We start from the raw sequence: 24,532 nt of genomic DNA, 5'->3' as shown, positions 1-24,532 counted from the left end.
TTTGTTTTTTTTCTAGATGTAAGTGTATTTCACAAGTAATTTTAAGTAAAAATCTAATTGAATGTTATAAAGTACCCTACAAGGTGAAACTTAATTTATATTGTGAGAAAAAACTATTTGTCTAAGCATGATATCATTCGATAAATAAACAAGATTGTGCGTTTTGTCACATTTTAAAAAGGGCTGCACTAAATTTAGGGGAGCCTCTTTTAAAAAACAATTTATTTTTTAATTCATTAATAATGATGTTCATGATACTTGCTCTAGATAAATTTTATCTGAATTTAAAAGCATTAGCTTGATCACTAAACTCAGGTCTCTAAATATGAATAATCGTTCCAAAGAGATATTGGAAACCCTCTCATAAATTTAAAACATTGTAAAATTGACTAATTAAATGAATTCCAGCCTTGAGCTTTTAGAGCTATCTCTTGATTTGCACGGGTAACAAGGTTTAGTCCTTGGTCTTTTTCAGTAACATGACCAATAACCGTTAAATTTGGATTTCCTTTAATTTTATCAAAATCATTTATTGAAATCGTAAATAATAATTCGTAATCCTCACCTCCACTGAGCGCAACCATAGTTGAGTCAATATCAAACTCCTCACATGCAGAAATAACTTGCGGATCTAATGGAAGCTTGTCCTCATATATTTTGCAACCTACTCTACTTTGAGTACAGATATGAAAAATTTCTGATGATAATCCATCTGAAATATCAATCATAGATGTTGGTTTCACCTTAAGCTCCATTAAAAGTCTTGGTATATCTCTTCTTGCTTCTGGTTTTAACTGTCTTTCGATAATATAAGAATAATTATCTAAATCTGGTTGATTCTGAGGATTTACCTCAAAAACTTGCTTCTCTCTCTCTAATACTTGCAAACCTAAATAGGCCCCTCCTAAATCTCCAGAAACTACAATCAAATCAGTCGGTTTCGCTCCATCTCTATACACGACATCTTCCTCTTTAGCTTTACCAATTGCTGTTATCGAAATCAATATTCCTTTATTCGATGAGCTTGTGTCTCCTCCAATTAAATCTACCTTATAGTTACTACAAGCTAATTGAATTCCTGAATAAAGCTCTTCTAATGCCTCCAAGGAAAATCGGTTAGAAACGGCAACAGAAACCGTTATTTGCTCAGCTTCTGCATTCATGGCATAAACATCTGATAGATTTACCATTACTGCCTTATAACCAAGGTGTTTTAATGGCATATAACTTAGATCAAAATGCACTCCTTCTACCAATAAATCTGTAGTAATTAGCGTCTGTTTATCAGATGACCCTACAACTGCCGCGTCATCCCCTACTCCTTTTACTGATGTAAAATGCTGTAATGTAAAATGCTTTGTTAAATGATCTATTAAGCCAAACTCACCTAACTTTGACAATGAGGTTCTTCCTTGATTTTTATTTTCTAACATCTCACAAAGATACTCATATATCCAGAATTAACATAGTATAGTTAGCATAAGAGAATAAAATATATTAAGCATTGTATTTCAATATTTTATATATTTACTATACCTCTATTTTAATTGTATGATATGCTGAAAAAATTACCTTTTATCTTCTTTTTTTTGTTGCTTTCTACTGTTAGGTCTCAAACTCCCTGCATCAATGGCATGGCTAATGAATATCCTTGCAATAACTTTGACTTAATGAGTTTTATTCCTATAAAAACTTTAGCTAACTCAAATGGAACTCCCACCGGAAGTGACGTTTGGGGATGGACGGATCCGGAAACAAATAAAGAATATGCGATCGCTGGTATGTCAAACAGTACTGCCTTTATAGACATTACTGACCCTATAAACCCAGTTTTTTTAGGTAGATTAGACTCAAATAAAGGGAGTAGTCATTGGCGAGACATTAAAGTTTTTAATAATCATGCTTTTATCGTAGCTGATAATGTTGGAGAACATGGAATGCAAGTTTTCGATCTAACAAAACTCCGAGGAGCTACCTCTGAACAAAACTTTAATGCTGATTTTATTTACACTGGAGTTGGAAGCTGTCATAATATTGTTATTAATGAGACTAAAGGAGTAGCATATTTGTTAGGATGTAGGGAGATAAATGGGGGGGGTCCCATATTTATTGATATTACCACACCGACATCTCCTTCTTATATTGGCGACTATAGAATCGAAGGATACTCTCATGATGCTCAGGTAATTACTTATTCTGGTCCTGATACTATTCATCGTGGCAAAGAAATATATATTGGAAGTAATGAAAATAAAATCATCATTCTTGATGTTACGGACAAAACTAATATTGTAAAGATTTCATCATTAAATTATCCTCAAATTGGCTACACACATCAAGGTTGGTTTACAGATGATCATCGTTACTTTATTTTAGGTGACGAAAAAGATGAGCAAAACTTTGGAATGAATACAAGATCATTAATTTTTGATCTACAAGACCTGGAGAACCCGAAATTATCCTTTACTCATTTTGGAAAAACTAAGGCTATTGACCATAACGGATACGTCAAAAATAATGAGTTTTTTTTATCTAATTATACTGCTGGCATGAGAGTTTTTGATATTTCGAATATATTTTCTACATCAAATCCAATGGTTGAAATTGGCTACTTTGACACCTACCCTCAAAACGATAACACCGCTTTTAATGGTGTCTGGAGTATATACCCTTATTTCTCCAGTGGAAGTATAATAATCAATGATATAAATCGTGGGCTATATATTGTAAAAAAAAGCGGAACTTTAGATATAGACGAAAATAAAATAGATAAAATCAATGTAAAAATATTTCCAAACCCTACTCAAAAGCAGCTTGTAATTTCCATAAATAAAGGGAAAATAAAAAACCTAGATATTATATCCATAATTGGTAAAAAAATTATTTCAAGAAAGGACTTAAATTCATCTAAAATTGAATTAGACATAAGTAATCTTTCAACAGGAGTTTATTTAGTCAAGGTCAATACAAAAACGAAAAAAATAATACTAAACTAATAAATATTGTTATTTAAATTCATTAGGCTTAAAATTTTTATAGCTCTAATAATGAGCTGTAGCTCTAAGAAAGTTGAAATAAATTCTTTTTCAATGAGACAAATTGAATTTATAAAAACTTTCGGAGGATCAAAAAATGAAGTCGCAAAATCCGTTGTAAACTGTAAGAATGGAGGATATGCTATCCTTGGATACGTTCAAAGTAACGATTATGATTTTATTTTAAAAAAGAATGAAAGCTTTGATCTCTTTATCATTAAATATTCTGATAATGATCAATTGGAATGGGTAAAGACTTTTGGTGGAAGTAACAATGATAGGGGAGAAAAAATAATTACAACAAAAGATGGAGGCTTTGCAGTAATTGGGTATTCAGAAAGCTCAGATCTTGACCTCACTCAAAACAAAGGCGATAAAGATTTTTGGGTTCTGAAACTTAACTCAGAAGGTATCATTGAATGGCAAAAAAGTATAGGCTTTCTTGGTAAAGATTTCGGAACTGCTATAATCGAAACTTCAGAAGGTGGCTTTTTAGTTACTGGAGAAATCGATGTTACAGCTTCAATTGGGGAAGGAAACTTTAACGCAAAATCATTGCATGCTGGTGGGGACTTTTGGATTATCAAATTGAGCTCGCTTGGACTAATTGAATGGAGTAAATACTATGGGGGTACCCTTACAGACACTCCTTACGGAATAGTTCAGACTCAAAACAACAACTTTATTATTGTTGGTAGCTCTGATAGTCATGATGTTGATATTACCAATAATAAAGGAAGTTATGACTTCTGGATCCTTAAAATAAGTAATTCTGGAAAACTTATTTGGCAAAAGAACTTTGGGGGCTCAGAAATCGACGAAGCGAAAGCCATTGTAGAAACTAACAATAGGGATTTGTTAATTATTGGAAATAGCAGAAGCAAAGACAAGGATATAAACCAAAATTATGGAGGGTCAGATCTCTATATTATAAAAATTGATTACGATGGATCACTATTATCAAAAAGGAATATCGGAGGAATAAATTTTGATTCAGGAAACTCTATTCATCAAACATCTGATGGTAATTTCTTATTATCTGGTAGTACAAGAAGTACTTTTAAAAATATTCAGAATAAAGGCCAAAACGATTCCTGGATTTTAAAAATTGACTCTGAAGCCAATATCCTTTGGCAAAAAAACTTTGGTGGTTCAAATATCGATGTTTGCTTTGATGCAATTGAGCTTAAAGATGGAAAAATTATAGGCGTTGGAGAGACTATTAGCAATGATAAAGACGTCCTTATTAACAAAGGGTTTTCAGATATTTTAATTGTAAAACTTAAATAAAAATATTATAAATGTATATTTACATGAAATAAAAATAGCGATTATGAATAAAATTATAATAACATTTTTGTCTTTTTTCATGCTATGTTGCAGTTCTGATAATGACGAAGCTGTTAAACAAATCTCACTTCGATTACATTTCACTCACAATTGGGACGATACACCTATAAGTAGTGATGACTTTGGAAAATTCAACTACGAGAATCAAAAAGGAAACAAAATAAGCATCGAACACCTAAAATACTTGATATCAAGAGTTAACATAACAAAAAGCAATAATGATACTATTAAGTTTCAAGGATATAAACTGATTACGCTAGATGATGAGGTATTCTATGAATTACCTGAAACAATCTCCGAGGGATCTTATAAATTATCTTTTACTTTTGGGTTTAATGACGACGATAATATCTCGGGAGCTTATCCCGATTTAAATGCTGTAAATTGGAATGTAGAATCAGATAAACCAGGAGGGTATCATTTTTTACAACTTGAGGGTAAATATAAAGACTCCTTAGGCATGGAAAAACCTTACTTATTCCATGCTATAAAAGCATATAATGCTGTTAATGATTCAATAAAAGATACATCATTTAAATTAGATTTAGGAACCATTTCATTAAAAAACAATGCAACAATAGAAGTAAAAATGAACCTAGCAGAATGGTTTAAAAACCCTCATCCATGGGATTTAAACGAACGCAGTACAGATTTGATGATGAATTTTGATGCACAACTAGATATGTCTGATAATGGAAAAGATGTTTTTAGAATTGGTGAAATTACGCAATAACTAAATCATTAGTGCACTTTAAATTGAGGCCCCTAATACTCTTATTTACTCTATTTACTCTATTTACTCTAAGTTGTTCTTCACCAAGTAATGACATTGAAACGTACACACCTAAAAAAGTAGATTTAGAAATACCCGAAATATTCAAGAAGAAGTTAATCGCACCTATAATTCCTGAAACAAACCCATTAACGGAAGAAGGAATTAACCTTGGTAAAAAACTTTTTTTTGACCCTATTCTATCAAAGAATAATATCCAATCATGTGCAGGTTGCCACAACCCCAAAAACTCTTTTTCAGATATTCAATCACTTAGTGAAGGCGTTAACGGAATTAAAGGAGATAGAAATGCAATGCCCTTATTTAATTTGGCTTGGAATTTTAGTGAACGATTTACTTGGAGTGGTTCAGAATTAAGTATCGAAAGACAAGTCTTTTCTCCTATACGTAACCCCAAAGAAATGCATGGTAATTGGACAACTATAATAAAGAAACTAACGACGCATCATGAATACCCAAATTTATTTTTAAAGGCTTTTAACACCACAAAAATAGATTCTTTATTGGTAGCAAAAGCATTGGCTCAATTTCAACGTACTTTGATTTCTGCAAACTCTAAATTTGATAATTTTTTAGAAGGAAAAACCAACTTATCAGATGAAGAATTAAAAGGTTTCCAAATATTTACCAACGAAAATAAAGGAGATTGTTTTCATTGTCACGGAGGTACACAAAACCCGCTTTGGACTGACAATCAATTTCGCAACAATGGACTCGACTCTGAATTTAGTGATTTAGGCCTAGGCAGTGTAACAGGAGATCCTTCTGATTATGGAAAATTCAGAACCCCTTCTTTACGAAATCTAATATTCACTGCACCGTACATGCATGATGGTAGATTTTCCTCAATTGAAGAGGTTATTGACCATTACTCAGAGGGTTTAAAAAACTCCGAAACGATAGATCCTCTAATGAAAACGGTAAATGAGGGCGGCGTTCATTTAACAAACGATGAAAAAAAGAATTTAAAAGCCTTTCTTCTAACATTAACGGATTCGAGCTTTGTAAATAATCCTAACTACCGAAATTAATCATAATTATCGACATAATCTATGGTTTTATAAACGATATTCATCTTAAAAATGATATAAATCATATTTTGTCATTATCTTTGTAGTTGATTTAGGATATTAATCTATTTACAAGTATGATAAAAGTATCAGATACTGCAAAAAAAAAGGTTGTTCAATTAATGACTGAAGATGGCTTCGACGCTAAAATCGATTATGTAAGAGTTGGAGTTAAAAGTGGAGGTTGTTCAGGTTTATCATATGATTTAAAATTTGATAATGAACAAGAGGAAAATGACAAATTATTTGAAGATAATGGCGTTAAAATCATTGTTGACAAAAAAAGTTTCCTTTATCTAGTAGGTACAACACTAGAATATTCTGGAGGTTTAAACGGCAAAGGATTTGTTTTTAATAATCCTAATGCCAACCGTACTTGTGGGTGCGGTGAGAGTTTTTCCTTATAATAACACAAATAGAATAAAGAATATTGACAGCTGATGAGTAAATATACGGAAGACGATTTACGAGAGGAACTGAAAACCAAAGAATATGAATATGGTTTTTACACAGATATTGAAAGTGAAAAGTTTCCAAATGGTTTAAATGAGGATATTGTTAGAGCTATTTCCAAAAAGAAAAATGAACCGGAATGGATGACTAATTGGCGTTTAGAGTCATTTAAGATATGGAAAGAAATGGAAGAACCCGAATGGGCAAACGTCCATTACGAAAAACCTAATTTTCAAACTATATCGTATTATTCCGCTCCTAAAAAGAAACCAAAACTGAACAGCATAGATGAGGTTGACCCTGAGCTACTTGCTACTTTTGAAAAATTAGGTATTTCTTTAGATGAGCAAAAACGTTTGGCTAATGTTGCTGTTGACGTAGTTATGGACTCTGTTTCAGTTGCTACAACCTTTAAGGAAACGTTAGCTGAAAAAGGCATTATTTTTATGCCTATTTCAGAGGCAATTCAAGAACACCCTGAACTAGTGAGGAAATATATAGGTTCTGTTGTTCCTCCAAAAGATAACTTTTATGCTGCCTTAAACTCAGCCGTATTCTCTGACGGTTCTTTTTGTTATATTCCCAAAGGAGTGCGATGTCCTATGGAACTCTCTACTTATTTTAGAATTAATGAAGGAGGAACTGGACAGTTTGAAAGAACTTTAGTTGTAGCAGACGAAAGCAGCTATGTTTCTTATTTAGAAGGCTGTACCGCACCTCAAAGAGATGAAAACCAACTACATGCTGCGGTTGTAGAGCTGATTGCTTTAGATAATGCAGAAATAAAATACTCAACCGTACAGAACTGGTTTCCTGGAGATGCCACAGGTAAAGGTGGTGTTTTTAACTTTGTAACAAAAAGGGGCTTATGCGAAACGAATGCTAAAATTTCATGGACTCAAGTAGAAACTGGTTCTGCCGTTACCTGGAAATACCCTAGTTGTGTTTTAAAAGGTAATAATTCTGTTGGTGAATTTTATTCCATTGCAGTAACTAATAATTTTCAGCAAGCAGATACTGGTACAAAAATGATACACCTTGGAAAAAACACAAAATCTACAATCATTTCAAAAGGAATTTCTGCAGGTAGGTCTCAAAATAGTTATCGTGGATTGGTTCAGGTGAGTCCGCGTGCTGAAAATGCACGTAACTTTTCACAGTGTGATAGCTTGCTTATGGGAAATGAATGTGGAGCTCACACATTTCCATATATCGAAGCTAAAAATAAAACAGCACAAATCGAACACGAAGCTACCACTAGTAAGATTGGAGAAGACCAATTATTCTACTGTAACCAAAGAGGTATCGATACAGAAAAAGCTATTGCTTTAATTGTAAATGGCTTTAGTAAAGAAGTCCTCAATAAACTTCCAATGGAGTTTGCTGTAGAAGCTCAAAAACTTTTGGAAATATCACTGGAAGGTAGTGTCGGATAATTTAAGTTAAAAAATAAAACAAAACGCATACTTAAGCAAAAGCTTAAACAATACAGATTAGAATGTTAAAAATAGAAAACTTACATGCAGAAGTAGAGGATAAGGCCATTTTAAAAGGGATCAATCTCGAAGTTAAAGCTGGTGAAGTTCATGCAATAATGGGACCAAATGGAGCAGGAAAAAGTACGCTATCTTCAATTATTGCTGGTAAAGAGGAGTATGAAGTTACTTCAGGTTCAATTGAATTAGAAGGTGAAGATATCGAGGAGTTAGCTCCAGAAGAGAGAGCTCATTCTGGAATATTTTTATCATTTCAATATCCGGTTGAAATTCCTGGAGTTACTGTTACCAATTTTGTAAAAACAGCTATTAATGAATCAAGAAAAGCCAAAGGTCTTGAGGAAATGCCAGCAAAAGATATGCTGAAAAAAATTCGTGAAAAATCTGAGTTATTAGAAATTGATCGAAAATTTTTATCTCGTTCTTTGAATGAAGGATTTTCTGGAGGAGAAAAGAAAAGAAATGAGATTTTTCAGATGGCAATGTTAGAGCCTAAATTGGCTATCCTAGATGAAACAGATTCTGGTTTAGATATTGATGCTCTTAGAATTGTAGCTAATGGAGTGAACAAGCTAAAATCAAAAGATAACGCTGTTATTGTAATAACACACTATCAACGTTTACTAGATTATATAGTACCTGATTATGTTCATGTTTTACATGATGGAAAAATTGTAAAAACAGGTGATGCCTCTTTAGCTTTAGAGCTTGAAGAAAAGGGATATGACTGGATTAAAGAAGAAATGAATAGTTAAAATGTTAAAATTTATACTTCACCAAGTGAGTAAAATTTAACCTTTGAAATTACAACTATCAAGAATGGAGTTAAAAGAAAAATTATTATCGTCATACGTAGCTTTTGAAAATGGAAGAGACATCAATTCAGATGTTCATGAAATAAGAACAAAAGCCCTACAAGACTTTGAAACGTTAGGATTTCCCTCTAAAAAATTAGAAGCATGGAAATATACTTCCCTAAATTCGATACTAAAAGAAGATTATAGTCTTTTTCCTGAGCATGACATTGCTATAGAACTAGCAGATGTAAAAAAATATTTTATTCACGATATTGACAGCTATAAAATTGTTTTTATTGACGGAAAATACAGTTCTTTCTTATCTGAAACAACGCATGATGTAATAGATGTGTGTCTGATGTCTGCCGCTCTTTCTAAACCTAAATATAAAACTATTATTGATAATTACTTCAATAAAATTGCTAAGCAGGATAATATGACTTCGTTAAATACTGCTTTTGCTTGTGAGGGGGCTTTTATTCATATTCCAAAGAATATAGAAGTTCAAAAACCTATTCAGATTATAAATTTCGCAACAGGTAAAGAGAGGGCTATTATGGTTCAACCAAGAAATTTAATTGTAGTTGACAGTAATTCTCATATTCAAATAATTGAGCGCCATCAAAGTCTAACTGAAAATCCTGTACTAACAAATAGTGTTACAGAAATTTACACAAATACGCACGCAACAGTAGATTACTATAAAATTCAAAATGATAATGTAAATGCTTCCTTAATAGACAATACATATATTGAACAGCAGAAAGAAAGTATTTGTTCAGTGCATACTTTTTCATTTGGAGGAAACATTACAAGAAATAATTTAAACTTTTATCAAAAGGGAGAAAGGATAGATTCCATATTAAAAGGGATAACGATTATTGAAGGAAAACAGCATGTAGATCATCATACTTTGGTACATCATATAGAACCAAATTGTGAAAGTCATCAAGATTATAAGGGTATATATAATGAGCGATCGACAGGTGTGTTTAATGGTAAAGTTATCGTGGAAAAAGAGGCTCAAAAAACAAATGCCTACCAACAAAATAACAATATTCTTATCAGTGATAAAGCTACTATTAATGCGAAACCACAATTGGAAATTTTTGCTGATGACGTAAAGTGTTCTCATGGATGTACCATTGGTCAGCTAGATGATCAAGCTCTGTTTTACATGCAACAAAGAGGAATACCTAAAAAAGAAGGAAAAGCTCTTCTTATGTATGCCTTTGCTAATACAGTTCTGGAAAGTGTTAAAATACCAGAAGTGAAGAAAAGAATTACAAAAATTATAGCCAATAAATTAGGCGTTGATATAGGTTTCGACCTATAAAAAAATAAAAAACCTAAGACTTTAAAATCTTAGGTTTTGTTTAAAACAAAAAGTTTTGCTATTTTATTTTAATAAATGTTTTAGTATAATTAGCCTTATCAGTCTCAACTTCTAAAATATAGATACCTTCATACACCCCGTTCAATGGTATAATTTCTTGTAATTGACCTTCCATTATAACCCCTCCTGCTGCATTTAATATTTTATATTTACCTTTTACCTTCCTTTCAGGAATTTTAAACCGTAGTGTTTTTTGAACTGGATTTGGATAAATCATCAAATCATTTATAATTTCACCGCTAAAGTCAAAATTTTCTACTGCACCCTCATAAGAGTCTTCACCTATGCAGAATGAAGTAGTTTCTGAGCTAGAAAACTTTGCTCCTGAAGCTAGAATAGCCCCTGACTTATCATCAATAAGCGTATATGATCCTGATCCGTATTTACAGCATATACCATCACCATATGAATCTTTTATGATTAAATCATAGCATCCTTTTATTAAATCATTCGAGACTTTAATTTCAGTTCCTCCTTTTTGGTCTCCATAGGCTCCTCCTGAGGCCATCAAATTCCCTTTATCATCATTAATAACCCATGAAGTTTCTTTAGGATAATTATCAAATTTAATAGTTAATGTAACGGAGGTTTCATCACCTCCTGGTTTATCAGTAGCTAAAACGATGTTATCAATGGCAATATCACTAGTCCACCCATCACCAGTTGTACCTATAAACTTCAAGCGAAAAGCCTCTTCTCCTAGATAGTTAGTAAGACTCACCTCTTCTTTCAACCATTTATTCCCTTTATTACCAGATTTTTCCCACAAAGATTTCCAATTGATTCCATCAGTAGAGCCTAATAATTTCAAAGAACCTATTTTATCACCATACATGTGGGCACTAAAAGAAAACCTAGGATTAACTACCTCTTTTAAATTGAAACACGGACTCAATAATTCAGCAGTAGCATTACTTCCTATCTGACCTGCACTACTATTAGAAGATGCTTCCAAAAACATATAAAAATCCCCATCATCACCACTAGAAGGACCAGTGTTTCTAGAAGGAGTACCATTGTCGTCTCTTAACCAATCACCATCATCATTAGAAAGCTGTTTCCATCCATCATTAATCTCGAAACTTTCTGTGTAAGGATAAGAAGATATAACTTTAGTACAAGTTTGCGTTGGTGGTGGTGGAGTTCCTCCGCCAACTCCTTTGCTAGGCATATCAGATCCTATATCAGTAATTAAATTATCACAACGCCCGTATGACCCATTAGGACATCCACCTGTATTATGAATAGAAATAACTAAATTCGTTGTATAATTAATTACAGGAGAGCCCGAGCTCCCTCCTTCTGTATCTGCATAATACTTAACTTGTTGTCCAGAACCAGACGTACTTGCGTATACACTTGAAAAACCATCTGGTGTACCATCTGTGTCTGTTTTAACGGAAATTTCTTTTCTTCTTCCACCGGGATGCTGTGGTATATAAATACGATCACCTACTGAAGGAGCTATGGAACTTAAACTTAAATATCCATATGTATTTGTCGGGTTTACTGGTAATTTAACAAGTGTATAATCAAGCTGTGAATTTGTTTTTATAAAAGCTGCCGAAGAAGCTACAACATCTTTATTAGCAAGTGTAGTTCCTGAACAATTATCATATTGATAATTGAACACAAAATCAGTATTACTTGCTGAAGAAGAAGAACCTATGCAATGATTATTTGTCATTAAATGACCCTCTTCTCCTAATAGCCAACCAGTACAGAGTGAACTTCCTCCAATAAATAATCTACAAACAGCCTTCGCTTTTTCAAACATTTCTGTACCCTTATAACAAGCTATACGCTCTTTATTATCTGATCCACATATTGACTCTTGTCCTACTAGCTTTTTCATAATCTTTTCCTCACTATAACCATAGGCTACTTTTTTGATCTCAAATCCATTATAATTCACTGCTGAACCAGTAGAATAGAGTTCTAAGACTACTTTTTCATCAAAAAGTATTTGGGACCAAAAATTACTTATCATAGTCATTTTTTCATCAACAATCTTTCCTTTTCCTCCATATATAATTGATTCTTTTGTATTCGCTCCTGTAAGTTTAAGATAATCACCAGGCGCTAAATCAAAATTCTCGAAATATATTTTTATGTAAGATGATTTTTTTGAAAAAAACTCCTTCCGATAAACAAGTTCGCTTGCTTCTTTTTTTGTTTTTGATTTTCTGAATTTTTGATATAATTTAGTTACTCTAATATCGGAGTCAAACTCATCTCCAACTGTAAAAACTTTTTGAGCGTTTGTAATATTTACGCACAAAAAGGATATGGTTGTAAAAACCATTTTAAAAAGGTATTTTTTCATTTTTATATGGGCTTTGGTTAGTATTAAAACATTAAAGTATTAATAATCAAACTATTTAACAAGCTAAATATCATATTTTAATATTAATAGTACTAAAATTCAAAAGTGACAACTAATACTTTGTAGTCAAGAAACCTAATAACATAACATCTTTTCCATTATATAGAATGTAATATTATATAAGAATTGTGTGACAAATGCAATTATATCCTTATACAAACAAGAACTGTCCGGATTTTCCGAACAGTTCTTGTTAAAATATTTATTTAGTTATGTTATTTATTTTCTTTTTTAACAAAGGTTCCTTTGTATGTACCTTTTATTGTTTTAACTTCCAGCGTATATATTGATGGCGGTAAATTTACAGGTATATTTTGTCTTAACTTGCCATCACCTACATCCTTTCCTTCAAGATTTATAATTCTATAAGTTCCATTAAAGTCTCTTTCTGGTATTTTAATGTTCAACACCTCTGAAACTGGATTTGGAAATATAATTAAATCATCAACAACTTCGCCTGTAGGCACAAATTCAGATTCGAAATTTATTTCTGTACTATTCCCTAGGCAGAAATTTTTAGTCTCAGATCTACCAAATCTACCTCCAGAAGCTAATGTAGTACCTGTACTAGTAGATAATTTATAAGATCCACTTCCAAATCTACAACAAATACCATCTCCAACTTTATCCTTAAAAACTAAACTGTAACAACCATTTGCTAATTTAATATCTTTGGTTATTGTTGATCCACTAGTGCGAGAGTAAGGACCTCCAAACGATACCACCTTTCCTTTATTATCTTTAATTTCCCATGTAGTTTCTTCAGGATATCTATCAAGTTTTATATTCAACTTGACTATAGAACTTTGTCCATCAGACGATCCTGATCCACTCGTAGATAATGATAATTTATCAATCGCTATATCTCCTGTATACGAAGAACCTGTAGTTCCGTTGAATCTTAACTGAACCGTTTTACCAATATAGTTTCCTAAATTTACAGATGCTGACAACCAAGAACCACCTTGACTGTTAGACTTTTGCCAAATAGTAAGCCACGACTTTCCTTTATCTGTACTAGCTTGCAATTTTAAATTACCAATAGATGATCCATACATATGATAGTTGAATTTAAACGTAGCTTTATTAGCCTTGCTTAAATTAAAACATGGAGAATTAATAATTGCTGATTTAGAAGGGTGATTTGGAGAAGATGACTCCATATATAAATAATAAGACCCTGAACTAGCTGATGAAGGTCCTGTCCCTCTTGACCTTGTTCCTCCTCTATTTACTGCCCAGTTAAAATCATCACTCGTACTTTGCTTCCATTTACCAAGTGTATTTTCAAAATCTTGATTATATGGAAAAGATGAAACAGTACTAGTACATGATGGATTTCCACCACCGCCAGTACTACCACCAACACCATTTGTTGGCATATTGCTGCCAATTGAACTAATCAAGTTATCACATCTTCCATACGAGCCATTTGGACATAATCCAGTATTGTGAATGGCAATTACTAAATTTGAAGAATAATCAATCACTGGAGAACCTGAACTACCTCCTTCGGTGTCTGCATAATACCTAACCTGTTTTCCTGATCCAGACGTACTAGAATATACCCTTGAAAAACCACCAGTTGTTCCATCTCTATCCGTTTTTACTGAAATTTCTTTTCTTCTTCCTCCAGGATGTTGCGGGATATAAATCCTATCTCCTTTAACTGGTATCTTCTTACTTAAACTTAAATAACCATATTTAGCAGTAGGATTCGTAGGAAGTTTTACCAAAGTATAATCTAATGAAGAACTAGTTTTAATAAATGTTGATGATTCTGCTACAATATCACGCTGTGCTGTTGCATTACCAGAGCATCCCTGATATTGATAATTGAATATAAAATCAGTGTTCTGTGCATCTCTTGCAGAACCTATACAATGTTCATTTGTCATTAAGTGACCTTCACTTCCTAACAACCAACCTGTACATAAGTTACTACCATTAATCAATAGTCGACAAACAGCCTTGGCTTTCTCATACATTTGTGTACCCTGATAACAAGCTATTCGCTCTTTATTATCAGAACTACAGATTGACCTTATCTGAGAAGAAACTTTCTTCATAATTTTCTCTTCACTGTAACCATAAGCAACTTTAGTGATTTCGAACCCGTTATGACTAGATACTTCTCCTAATGAATATAGTTTTACAGTTACTTTATCATCAAAAATGACTCTTGACCAGAAATCGCTAATCATAGTCTTTTGACTATCCACTATCTTTCCCTTACCTCCATATACAATTGACTCTTTTGAATTTACACCTTGAATTTGGAGATAATCTCCAGGTGCTAAATCAAAATTTTTAAAATAAAGTTTAATGTAAGAAGAGTTTTTAGAATAAAATTCTTTTTGATAAACAAGTTCTTTAGAACCTTTGTTCAACTTTGACTTTCTGAATCTTTGATAAGTTTTAGTTACTTTAATGTCAGAATCATATTCATCACCAATTTTGAGAGTCTTTTGTGCACTTAAATTTGTTGTACACAGTACAATTATGGCTAAAAAAGCCATTTTGAAAAAGTAATTTTTCATATTATAGAAGGGTTTTAATAATTTAAATATGCAACAAAGTAGCTATAATACAAATACCCTACAACCCTCTGTTAAAAAATTAAATAATAATTAACTTTTTTTAACATAAATTAACAGAATTAGTTTTATTTTTTTGATGAAAACTAATTATAAACGTTAAAAATCACTATTTTAATCTAATAAAGAATTGACGATACTAATGTTGTAATCCACAAATAGAATAGATCCTTATTTAACAATACTACACTTATTTTGATAAGTAAGAAATAGGAATTATACTATAGTAATTTTAATTAAAGTGTAATGAATATCAACAGTATGCGTCTAAAATTTTATTAGAAATTCAAAAACTGGAAAATTATGCGAAAAATAATTACAATCTACCTGCTTACTCTAATCAGCTTTCAAATAAAAGCTCAAACTGATGTTTTTGATGCATTATTAAAAACATATGTCGATAAAAATGGGAATGTTGATTATATTGGATTACGTAAAAATAAAGCTATTTTAAATGTTTATTTAAAACAGCTTGAAAAAACTATTCCAGGAAAAAATTGGTCTACAGATAAAGCGAAGGCTTTTTGGATTAATACTTACAATGCCTATACTATAAAATTAATATTAGATAGCTACCCTCTTAAAAAAATAACTACTATAAAGCGAAAAGGTAGGAACGCATGGAAAATACCATTTGCCAAAGTAGGAAATGAAATGTATTCATTAGATTATATCGAGCATAAAATTCTACGAAGATGGCATGATGATCCAAGAATTCATGTAGGTATAAACGCAGCTTCAAAATCTGGACCTAAATTTGTTAACTTCGCTTTTACTGAAAAAAATATAAATACAAAGCTTGAAAAGCTAATGACTCATTTTATCAATGATCCTACCAAGAATAAGATATCAATTAATCGTGTAGAAGTTTCTAAAATTTTTGAGTGGTATCAAGAGGATTTTACCTCAAGTATTACGCTCATCGATTATTTAAATAAATACTCAAGTATTAAAATTCAAGATGGTGCAGAAATTATATATTCTAATTATGATTGGACTTTAAACGAAAAGTAAAAAAAGTGGCTAAATGCTTTCCTTCTAACTTGAATAAAGAATATCGTTTTGTTTTTTATATTCAAACTCCTGATATAAATTATAATTTGAAAATTACAAAAAATATAGTATTACTAGTAGTAGCACAACAATAAATTAAAATGCCTCTGACTATTCTGTAAGAGGCATTTTAATTCAAATATTTTGTACATTTAATCTAATTTGATATAGATAAACCTATCATAACTCTAATGCTTTATTTGGATTATTATCCATTAATAGCTCAGTTGGATTCTCTAGAGCTTCTTTTACCGCTACTAAAAATCCGACAGACTCCCGCCCATCAATAATCCTATGATCATAAGAAAGAGCCACATACATTATTGGTCTTATAACAACCTGACCATTTTCAGCAACTGGTCGATTGACTATATTATGCATTCCTAATATACCACTCTGAGGGGGATTAATAATAGGAGTCGATAACATTGAACCAAACACTCCTCCATTTGTAATGGTGAAAGTGCCTCCTGTCATCTCATCTACAGTAATTTGACCATCCCTTGCTCTTAAAGCTAATCGTTTTACTTCACTTTCTACTCCTCTAAAAGAAAGATTTTCTGCATTTCTAATCACCGGAACCATCAAACCTTTAGGCCCAGAAACCGCTATAGAAATATCTTGAAAGTCGTGAGATACTTTAAAGTCTCCATCAATCATTGAATTTACATCTGGATACATTCTTAAAGCCCTAACTACAGCTAAAGTAAAAAATGACATAAACCCTAGACCAACTCCATGTTTTTCTTTAAAAATCTCTTTATATTCCTTACGTAAATCGAATATCGGTTGCATGTTAACTTCATTAAATGTTGTTAACATAGCAGTTTCATTTTTTACAGATACTAAACGTTGGGCTACTTTTCTACGTAACATAGAAAGTTTCTTTCGTTCTGTAGTGCGTGTTCCATTACCTGGAGTTCCCATCGAAGGAACGGCTTTTATAGCATCCTCTTTGGTCACTCTACCATCCTTACCTGTTCCTTTTACAGAAGAAGCCTCTATTCCTTTCTCTGCTAACACTTTTTTTGCTGCTGGTGAAGCCGCACCTGTAGCATATGTTTCTTGCACTAGTTCAACTTTTGGAGTTGGTGATTTTTCTTCTTTTACAGACTCTGCCTCTACAGTAGTAGTAGTAGCTCCTTCTGGTTTTGGAGCGTCCATATCAATTAAACAAACTACAGCCCCCACTTCAACAGCGTCTCCTTCTTCAGCTTTTAGGGTGATTACTCCACTTTCCTCCGCTGGTAACTCTAATGTAGCCTTATCAGAATCAACTTCGGCAATCGGCTGATCTTTTTCAACATAATCACCATCTTCAACTAACCAGGTTGCTATTTCTACTTCGGTAATTGATTCCCCCGGAGAAGGAACTTTCATTTCTAAAACCATCAGTTCTAAATTTTATATCTGAATTTATTATTCTCTATTTTTTTGTTAATTCTCGGAATGTTTCTACATCCAAATCAAAGACTTTTGCCATCACAGTATCTTGACGTCGTTCATAACGCTTTTTAGATCCAGCAGCTGGTGCTGAGCGGTAATTCCTTGAAACACATTCTAAGCGAGCCAGTTCAAAGCGTTCTAACATATGAGTCCATGCCCCCATATTTTTGGGCTCTTCCTGAGCCCAAACATAACGCTCTACATTTGGATACTTATCCATGATTTCCTTTATTCTATCATTATGTAACGGAAATAACTGCTCTATTCTAATTAAAGCAACGTCAAATCTTTTAAGATCTTCTCTCTTTTGCAAAAGATCATAATAGATTTTACCTGTGCAAAACACCATTTTCTTTACATTATTTTGATCAATCGTATCGTCAATAACTTCTTGAAAACTTCCTGAAGCTAATTCTTCAATACTACTCACGGCCTTAGGTAAACGTAATAAGCTTTTTGGTGTGAAAACAATTAACGGTTTTCTAAAATCACGTTTCATCTGCCTTCGTAGTACATGATACATATTTGCAGGAGTAGAGCAATTTGCAATAGTCCAATTATCTTTACCACATGACTGTAAAAATCGTTCAATTCTTGCCGACGAGTGTTCTGGCCCCTGTCCCTCATAACCATGAGGTAAAAGCATAACTAATCCATTTTGAAGTTTCCATTTATCTTCTGCTGAAGAAATGTACTGATCAAACATAATCTGAGCTCCATTAGCGAAATCTCCAAATTGCGCTTCCCAAATAGTAAGAGTGTTAGGAGAAGCCATAGCGTATCCATAATCAAACCCAAGAACACCATATTCTGATAAATGAGAATTAAAAATTGTCATTTTACCTTTGTTATTCCTATTAGTATTCAAAAGATTAATTCTCTCTTCTGAAACTTCATCTCTCATTATCGCGTGACGATGAGAAAATGTTCCTCTCTCTACATCTTCACCCGATATTCTAACATTATATCCTTCTTCCAGCAACGTTCCGTACGCTAGATTTTCAGCAGTACCCCAATCTAGTTGATTGGTTTCGAAAACTCGTTTAGCCCTATCCTTTAAAATTTTATTCGCTTTTCTTACAAATTTAACCCCTTCTGGAACGGTTGATATTATCTTTGCTATTTCTTTTAACTTATCAAGCTCATATGAAGTATCAACAGGTTGTAGCATAGCCTCAAGCTGTTTGCGAACAAAACCGTCCCAAACTTCTGGCATAAATTCATTAACCCGAGAAGACTCTTGCTTTTTTGATTCTTGAAAATCATACTCAAGCATTTCCTTAAACTCAGTCGTTAAGCGATTTATATATGAATCATCTACAGTTCCTTCAGATTTTAATTTTTCTGAATAAATTATTTTTGGATTTTTATGTTTAGAGATTGCCTTATATAAATTTGGTTGGGTAAATGTTGGTTCATCACCTTCGTTATGTCCATATTTTCTATACCCTAATAAATCTATAAATACATCCCGTTTAAATTTCATTCTAAACTCAACAGCTAATTGCATTGCATGACAAACAGCTTCGGCATCATCTGCATTAACGTGAAGTACAGGTGACAAAGTTACCTTAGCAATATCTGTACAATAAGTACTAGAGCGTGCATCAAGATAATTCGTTGTAAAACCAACTTGATTATTTACAACTACATGAATTGTACCTCCTGTTTTGTAACCATTTAGTTGGGCCATTTGAATAACTTCATATACAATCCCTTGTCCCGCGATTGCCGCATCACCATGCACTAATATTGGTAAAATTTTACCACTATCACCATCATACTCATTATCAATTTTAGCTCTAACAATACCTTCTGCGACAGCATCTACTGTTTCTAAATGGGATGGATTGGGAACCAAATTCATTTTAATACCCTGTCCTTCTTTAAATTGTTTGCTTAATGTTAAACCTAAATGGTATTTAACATCTCCATCAATATCCTGATCTTCAAAATCTTTTCCCTCAAACTCACTAAAAAGATCTTTAACAGGTTTTCTAAAAATATTAACTAATGTATTTAAACGGCCTCTATGTGCCATACCTAGAACACATTCTTTAACCCCATAAGATTCAGCAGCATCCTTTAAAGCCATACTAATTCCAGGAATTAAAGTTTCTCCTCCTTCTAAGGAAAATCGTTTTTGCCCTACATATTTTGTTTGCAAAAAATTCTCAAAACCTACTGCTTGGTTTAGCTTAGAAAGGATATATTTTTTTACCTCATTCGAATATTTTGGATGATTGTCGTTCTGATTTAAACGATTTTGCCACCACTTTAATTCTTCCGGATTTCGCAAATACATATATTCTATGCCAATGCTATCACAATATATAGTTTGTAAATGCTGAATAATGTCTGCTAAACTCTTAGGACCTATACCTAATATTTCACCTGCTCTAAAAACAGTTGTCAAATCATTATTTGTAAGTCCAAAATTTTCAACATCTAGAGATGGAGTATACTTTCTCCTCTCTCTTACAGGATTTGTTTTCGTAAAAAGATGACCTCTTGTACGATATCCATTTATTAAATCAATGACTAAAAATTCTTTACGAACCTCCTCTGGCACCTCAAATGAGGTATCATTGATTTGCGAATAGTCTTCGCTTGCAAAATCATATCCCTGAAAAAAACTCCTCCAACTAGGCTCTACTCCGTCAGGATTTCTTTGATATTGTTCGTACAAATCACCGATAAAACCTGTGTGTACTGCGTTTAGGAACGAAAAATTGTCCATATTGTATGCTATACTTTTCTTTTTTAAGAATTCAATATTTAGATAAATTCTAAGAATAATAGCTACAAAAGTACAACTTTTAGTAAAAACTAAGTTTTTTTTCCTTCTTATTTTAACTGGTTAAAGTTGAGTTTTTTTTGACTAAACTACAATTAGATTAATTTCAGCAAACCAAACAAAGCACTGACTATCAAAACAAAAACAAAAAAAATATTTTTTTATCAATATTTATTTTGCAAATACGTTAATTTCTATTAAATTTGCACTCGCAATTTGTGAAAAGTTGTATTTAAATTCCTCCTTAGCTCAGTTGGTTAGAGCATCTGACTGTTAATCAGAGGGTCCTTGGTTCGAGCCCAAGAGGAGGAGCAAAAGCAACGTGAAAATCACTGATTCACACGTTAAACATACATACATTCCTCTTTAGCTCAGTTGGTTAGAGCATCTGACTGTTAATCAGAGGGTCCTTGGTTCGAGCCCAAGAAGAGGAGCAAAAAACACCTTTATTCAAGGTGTTTTTTTGTTTTAGTCTAAATAGCTTATTGAAAGCTATTTAGACTAAAGTTATTCCCAAAACAACAACGAGAATCTTAGTTTGCTAAAAATCGATAATTCATTAATTCCTCGTCATTAATCTTATTAAAGCAGACGAAAAACTCAGGAGAATCGACTACCAATGAACACTTATAATTCTCTTCAATATCCAAAGGATAATGATACCATTTCTTCTCTTCTATTTTTAAACTCTCACAACTTATATCTATCTCGTTCAAAGGAATATTCATACCCCTTCCATCTGCTTTCATCCCTGCCTCCTTAATTGTCCAAGTTTCATAAAAAGTATCCTTTGGACTTTTAGAATCTTTTATTCTTAAACTCTCCTTAGTAGTTAAGACTTCTTCAAAATCATTAAGATTAATTTTTGAATCTATTTTTTCTATATCAACACCTATTGAATTAGTTGTTAGAGAAAATAGACAAATAACATATGATCCCGAATGTGATACACTAAAGGATATATCTCCTTTAACATATGGTTTTCCATATGAATTGTATTGAATATCACATAAATTAAATTTCGAATTCTCTTCCAAAACCCTTTTAACAAGTAATTTTCCCAATATAAAAGCTTGCCTATCATTCCAAAATCGAAATGTTTTCGCTTTTTTTATTAATTTATTTGGAAGTACTTTCATCGTGTTATTAAGCTTAGTTTCTGACCATTCTATGTCATTATTAACACAAAGTGCAATAGTTGAAATACTCATTTAATTGTTTAATTTTAATAAAATTCACTTATTGAAATCGTTGCCCCTAAAAAACCAAATACTAATAAACACTTCACATGCTATAAAAATACCCAGCTCTAATATTTAGAAAGAGTTGGTTAATAGCCATGCCATAAATAGTAAAGAATAAGACAATAAATCGTCTAACTTCTTTCTATTATTTAAGAATTAAAGTTTTGGATTATATAAAGGAAGCACTCCTTAATATTTTTTAGCTGAATGTAAATCCTTTGCACAAATAGATAATACTTTGCCAAAAAATATGACTATTTTGTAATAGCAACGTCATATCTTTTTGTCCAATGATGATACACCTATTTATACTTAATAGGGTTTGGAAAAATATTTATTATTCCTTTGCAAACTAGAAGAATTGACTTCTTGAAACAAAAGCGTATGGTAAGATTTGTGCGTCTTTTTTTGTAATTGAAGATTTGACAACATTGTTAGAAGAAACTCATATTTTTTTCTAAAAAAATGAATTTTAAAGTTTTTGCCAATAACTTTATCGACGTTTGTAAAAAATAGATTAAAGTAATTTTTTGTCATAGTTTGTTAGTTTGTTAATGGTTAAAAATGACTATTACTCACAGGGAGTATATTTTAGAAAATTAAGATATCTAAATACAGATAACTATTTATATAGAAGGTAATTGAGTAGCAATGTTTTTATTGCATACATCTAAATTAATCATTTTTTTGAAGAAAAAAAACGAAAGGTTAAAAAAAAGTTAAAAAACTGTTTTCACAAATCAATACTAAACTCTTAATCTAAAAAATTCAACCCTCTTTTAACAGTCTTAATTAGACTCAATTTCTTTGACTTTCAGTAAGTAAAAGCATCTAATTTAATGTAATTTGAAAAACTGAACTTTTTTCACTTTCATTATTTGCCTTATCAAAAGCTTTTACAAACCAATAATAAGTATTTTTTTCTACCCCCTCTTTGTTGTATGACTTATTTACTCCTAAACCTTTAAAAATTAACGTTGTTAAATTCACATCAGAAAAAACATAAATACTATCTACCTCTGGTGTTCCAGCCACATCTATTCGACCCCATGAAAAGTCAATAGAACTTTCAGATTGAATATGGTTATTCTTAGGAAATAGGTTCTCCGGCACATTCGGCTTTTCTGTATCTACTGTAATCTTTCTGTTTACATATTTTCCATTTTGAAAATCATTTTGCGGTCTCACTTGCCATGTGAAGTCGCCTTCCGAAAAATCATAGCTGTATTCTGTTTCAGTTACAATCACATCATCAATCAACACCCCCTGTATATCCGGGCTATAAATTTGAACCCTATAATCAATGGCCCCGGGTACAACAGACCACGTTAAATTTTGATTTGAAATATTAGTTGTTTCTTCTGATTTTGGTGATAATAGCTCTGTTACTGAATTCGTAATTTCAGAATTTATAACTGTAAAAGTATTTGCTTCAAACATTGTTTCATAATCACTATTTTTTGCTTTTACCCTCCACTCATAATCACCTGGATTGAGCTTATGAACAAATGTATTAGGTAAAACAGTTGTGTCCAATATAACTTGACTTGGGTTTGAAAATGAAGGTGAAACTATTTGTAATTGATAGTTATCGGCTTCACTAACTTTCTCCCAAAGAAAACTAATTTCTCCTGTTTTTATGGATGCACTATTTAAGGGGGCTATTAGCGTAATGTAACTTTTTGAAATATCTTCTACAAAAATAGCTTCACAAGCTATTAAAAATAATATTGATAATCCAAATAATATTTTTTTTTTCATACCTAATTTATTTTTTAATAATTAAAATAGTTTTTTTTATGTTTTTTTTCTAGTTTTTTAGGGTCTCTATTTGATTGTATAGTACAATTTTCACCATCAGACACTAAAGAAACAAAACCTATCTTTTCCGCATCGATACCTCCCCAACAAAAAGAGGATAATTTTACACCAAAAATAAAAGCTTTTGATGTATCCAAAACGGCAATTTGTTTTCCATTTTTAAAAAGATATATAGTCTGTTTTTTTTGTTGATCTGTTCTGAAATATAATGCATCAGCTTTTTTAAAATCTTCCTTAACATTATTTTGAAACACAACTCTTAACCCTGAAACTATTTTTGTCTTAGGCATATTTCGAGTATAGTTTTTAACATTTGTATTATCTAAATCATTTAAAGACTCAATAACCAACGCTTTATCTTCAATTATAAGATCCATAAACTTAGGTTTAATTTTCAAAGAGTCCACATATTTAAATTCTTCCGAAACGCCTGTTTCTTTAATAACTTTTTGATATTCTTTATAGATCTTCTTTGTAAAACTCTTTTCTGTAACTGAAACCTTAATAAATTTTTTATAATAAGGAATACTTGATACTTCAAAGTTCGTTTTATATATAGATTTTTTCTTATTTCCTAGCACTCCTAATTCAACCGTATTAGAGAAAGTTTCAAAAGTATTTTGTTCTGGTAAAACTCCACAAGCAAAAAAGCTCATTACCATAATAACAATGGGTAGCAATTTTCTAGAAAACATACTGCAATTAATTTATGATATTTATTTAACAAAAGTAATAATTATTTTTTTTTAAACTTCTCCCCCGATAGCAACAAACAAATGTAATTTTAACTTTTTCAGT

The 24,532-nt window shown here is 31.9% G+C and carries 17 protein-coding genes and 2 tRNA genes; 11 read left to right on the top strand and 8 right to left on the bottom strand.

Annotated elements, in window-relative coordinates; genetic code table 11:
* Window positions 1–389 precede the first annotated feature (389 nt).
* Entirely contained in the window at window positions 390–1,433 is a 1,044-nt protein-coding gene (gene thiL, locus ACSIGE_RS11100) for a thiamine-phosphate kinase (protein WP_440879938.1), read from the bottom strand.
* A gap of 123 nt (window positions 1,434–1,556) precedes the next feature.
* On the opposite strand from thiL, the gene ACSIGE_RS11095 reads away from it, so the two are divergent.
* The 8 genes from ACSIGE_RS11095 to sufD all read left to right on the top strand — a co-directional run bounded on the left by ACSIGE_RS11095 (window position 1,557) and on the right by sufD (window position 10,330).
* Window positions 1,557–2,996 carry a choice-of-anchor B family protein gene (locus tag ACSIGE_RS11095; RefSeq protein ID WP_440879937.1) on the top strand — a complete coding sequence of 480 codons (1,440 nt, stop codon included), beginning with the start codon at window positions 1,557–1,559 and terminating at the stop codon, window positions 2,994–2,996.
* Window positions 2,997–3,089: 93 nt separating this feature from the next.
* Window positions 3,090–4,325 (top strand): hypothetical protein, encoded by a 1,236-nt coding sequence (locus ACSIGE_RS11090; protein ID WP_440879936.1) that lies wholly within the window; start codon window positions 3,090–3,092, stop codon window positions 4,323–4,325.
* 43 nt (window positions 4,326–4,368) lie between these two features.
* A complete protein-coding gene (locus tag ACSIGE_RS11085) occupies window positions 4,369–5,118 on the top strand; it encodes an MbnP family protein (RefSeq protein ID WP_440879935.1) in 750 nt (249 codons plus the stop codon).
* A gap of 23 nt (window positions 5,119–5,141) precedes the next feature.
* A complete protein-coding gene (locus ACSIGE_RS11080; protein ID WP_440879934.1) occupies window positions 5,142–6,209 on the top strand; it encodes a cytochrome-c peroxidase in 1,068 nt (355 codons plus the stop codon).
* A gap of 116 nt (window positions 6,210–6,325) precedes the next feature.
* Entirely contained in the window at window positions 6,326–6,655 is a 330-nt protein-coding gene (locus tag ACSIGE_RS11075; RefSeq protein ID WP_440879933.1) for a HesB/IscA family protein, read from the top strand.
* 33 nt (window positions 6,656–6,688) lie between these two features.
* Window positions 6,689–8,137 (top strand): Fe-S cluster assembly protein SufB, encoded by a 1,449-nt coding sequence (sufB, locus tag ACSIGE_RS11070; protein WP_440879932.1) that lies wholly within the window; start codon window positions 6,689–6,691, stop codon window positions 8,135–8,137.
* 62 nt (window positions 8,138–8,199) lie between these two features.
* Window positions 8,200–8,952, top strand: coding sequence for a Fe-S cluster assembly ATPase SufC (gene sufC, locus ACSIGE_RS11065; RefSeq protein ID WP_440879931.1), 753 nt, complete (start codon window positions 8,200–8,202; stop codon window positions 8,950–8,952).
* Window positions 8,953–9,016: 64 nt separating this feature from the next.
* Window positions 9,017–10,330 (top strand): Fe-S cluster assembly protein SufD, encoded by a 1,314-nt coding sequence (gene sufD / locus ACSIGE_RS11060; protein WP_440882212.1) that lies wholly within the window; start codon window positions 9,017–9,019, stop codon window positions 10,328–10,330.
* 58 nt (window positions 10,331–10,388) lie between these two features.
* Here the strand turns inward: sufD and ACSIGE_RS11055 are convergent, their stop codons facing one another.
* Window positions 10,389–12,716 (bottom strand): trypsin-like peptidase domain-containing protein, encoded by a 2,328-nt coding sequence (locus ACSIGE_RS11055; protein ID WP_440879930.1) that lies wholly within the window; start codon window positions 12,714–12,716, stop codon window positions 10,389–10,391.
* Between the two features lie 275 nt (window positions 12,717–12,991).
* Window positions 12,992–15,316, bottom strand: a complete 2,325-nt coding sequence (locus ACSIGE_RS11050; RefSeq protein ID WP_440879929.1) for a trypsin-like peptidase domain-containing protein — start codon at window positions 15,314–15,316, stop codon at window positions 12,992–12,994.
* Window positions 15,317–15,676: 360 nt separating this feature from the next.
* On the opposite strand from ACSIGE_RS11050, the gene ACSIGE_RS11045 reads away from it, so the two are divergent.
* The gene (locus ACSIGE_RS11045; RefSeq protein WP_440879928.1) at window positions 15,677–16,387 is read left to right on the top strand and encodes a DUF547 domain-containing protein; all 711 of its coding nucleotides are present in this window, start codon (window positions 15,677–15,679) and stop codon (window positions 16,385–16,387) included.
* A 219-nt stretch (window positions 16,388–16,606) separates the two neighbouring features.
* On the opposite strand, the gene odhB is transcribed toward ACSIGE_RS11045, so the two are convergent.
* Window positions 16,607–17,818 carry a 2-oxoglutarate dehydrogenase complex dihydrolipoyllysine-residue succinyltransferase gene (gene odhB / locus ACSIGE_RS11040; protein WP_440879927.1) on the bottom strand — a complete coding sequence of 404 codons (1,212 nt, stop codon included), beginning with the start codon at window positions 17,816–17,818 and terminating at the stop codon, window positions 16,607–16,609.
* A 34-nt stretch (window positions 17,819–17,852) separates the two neighbouring features.
* Window positions 17,853–20,612, bottom strand: coding sequence for a 2-oxoglutarate dehydrogenase E1 component (locus ACSIGE_RS11035; protein ID WP_440879926.1), 2,760 nt, complete (start codon window positions 20,610–20,612; stop codon window positions 17,853–17,855).
* 295 nt (window positions 20,613–20,907) lie between these two features.
* On the opposite strand from ACSIGE_RS11035, the gene ACSIGE_RS11030 reads away from it, so the two are divergent.
* Both ACSIGE_RS11030 and ACSIGE_RS11025 read left to right on the top strand, forming a co-directional pair.
* Window positions 20,908–20,981 (top strand) — tRNA-Asn (locus ACSIGE_RS11030).
* A 48-nt stretch (window positions 20,982–21,029) separates the two neighbouring features.
* Window positions 21,030–21,103 (top strand) — tRNA-Asn (locus ACSIGE_RS11025).
* Window positions 21,104–21,202: 99 nt separating this feature from the next.
* Here the strand turns inward: ACSIGE_RS11025 and ACSIGE_RS11020 are convergent.
* The 3 genes from ACSIGE_RS11020 to ACSIGE_RS11010 all read right to left on the bottom strand — a co-directional run bounded on the left by ACSIGE_RS11020 (window position 21,203) and on the right by ACSIGE_RS11010 (window position 24,429).
* Window positions 21,203–21,880 (bottom strand): 4'-phosphopantetheinyl transferase family protein, encoded by a 678-nt coding sequence (locus tag ACSIGE_RS11020; RefSeq protein WP_440879925.1) that lies wholly within the window; start codon window positions 21,878–21,880, stop codon window positions 21,203–21,205.
* Between the two features lie 864 nt (window positions 21,881–22,744).
* On the bottom strand, window positions 22,745–23,674 hold the full coding sequence (locus ACSIGE_RS11015) for a hypothetical protein (protein WP_440879924.1): 930 nt from the start codon (window positions 23,672–23,674) through the stop codon (window positions 22,745–22,747).
* Between the two features lie 14 nt (window positions 23,675–23,688).
* Window positions 23,689–24,429, bottom strand: a complete 741-nt coding sequence (locus ACSIGE_RS11010) for a hypothetical protein (RefSeq protein WP_440879923.1) — start codon at window positions 24,427–24,429, stop codon at window positions 23,689–23,691.
* Window positions 24,430–24,532: the final 103 nt, after the last annotated feature.

The sequence above is a fragment of the Tenacibaculum profundi genome, assembly GCF_052050075.1.
Taxonomy (GTDB): domain Bacteria; phylum Bacteroidota; class Bacteroidia; order Flavobacteriales; family Flavobacteriaceae; genus Polaribacter.
Note: the sequence above shows the minus strand (reverse complement) of the source record. Positions and strands in the feature narration are given on the sequence as shown.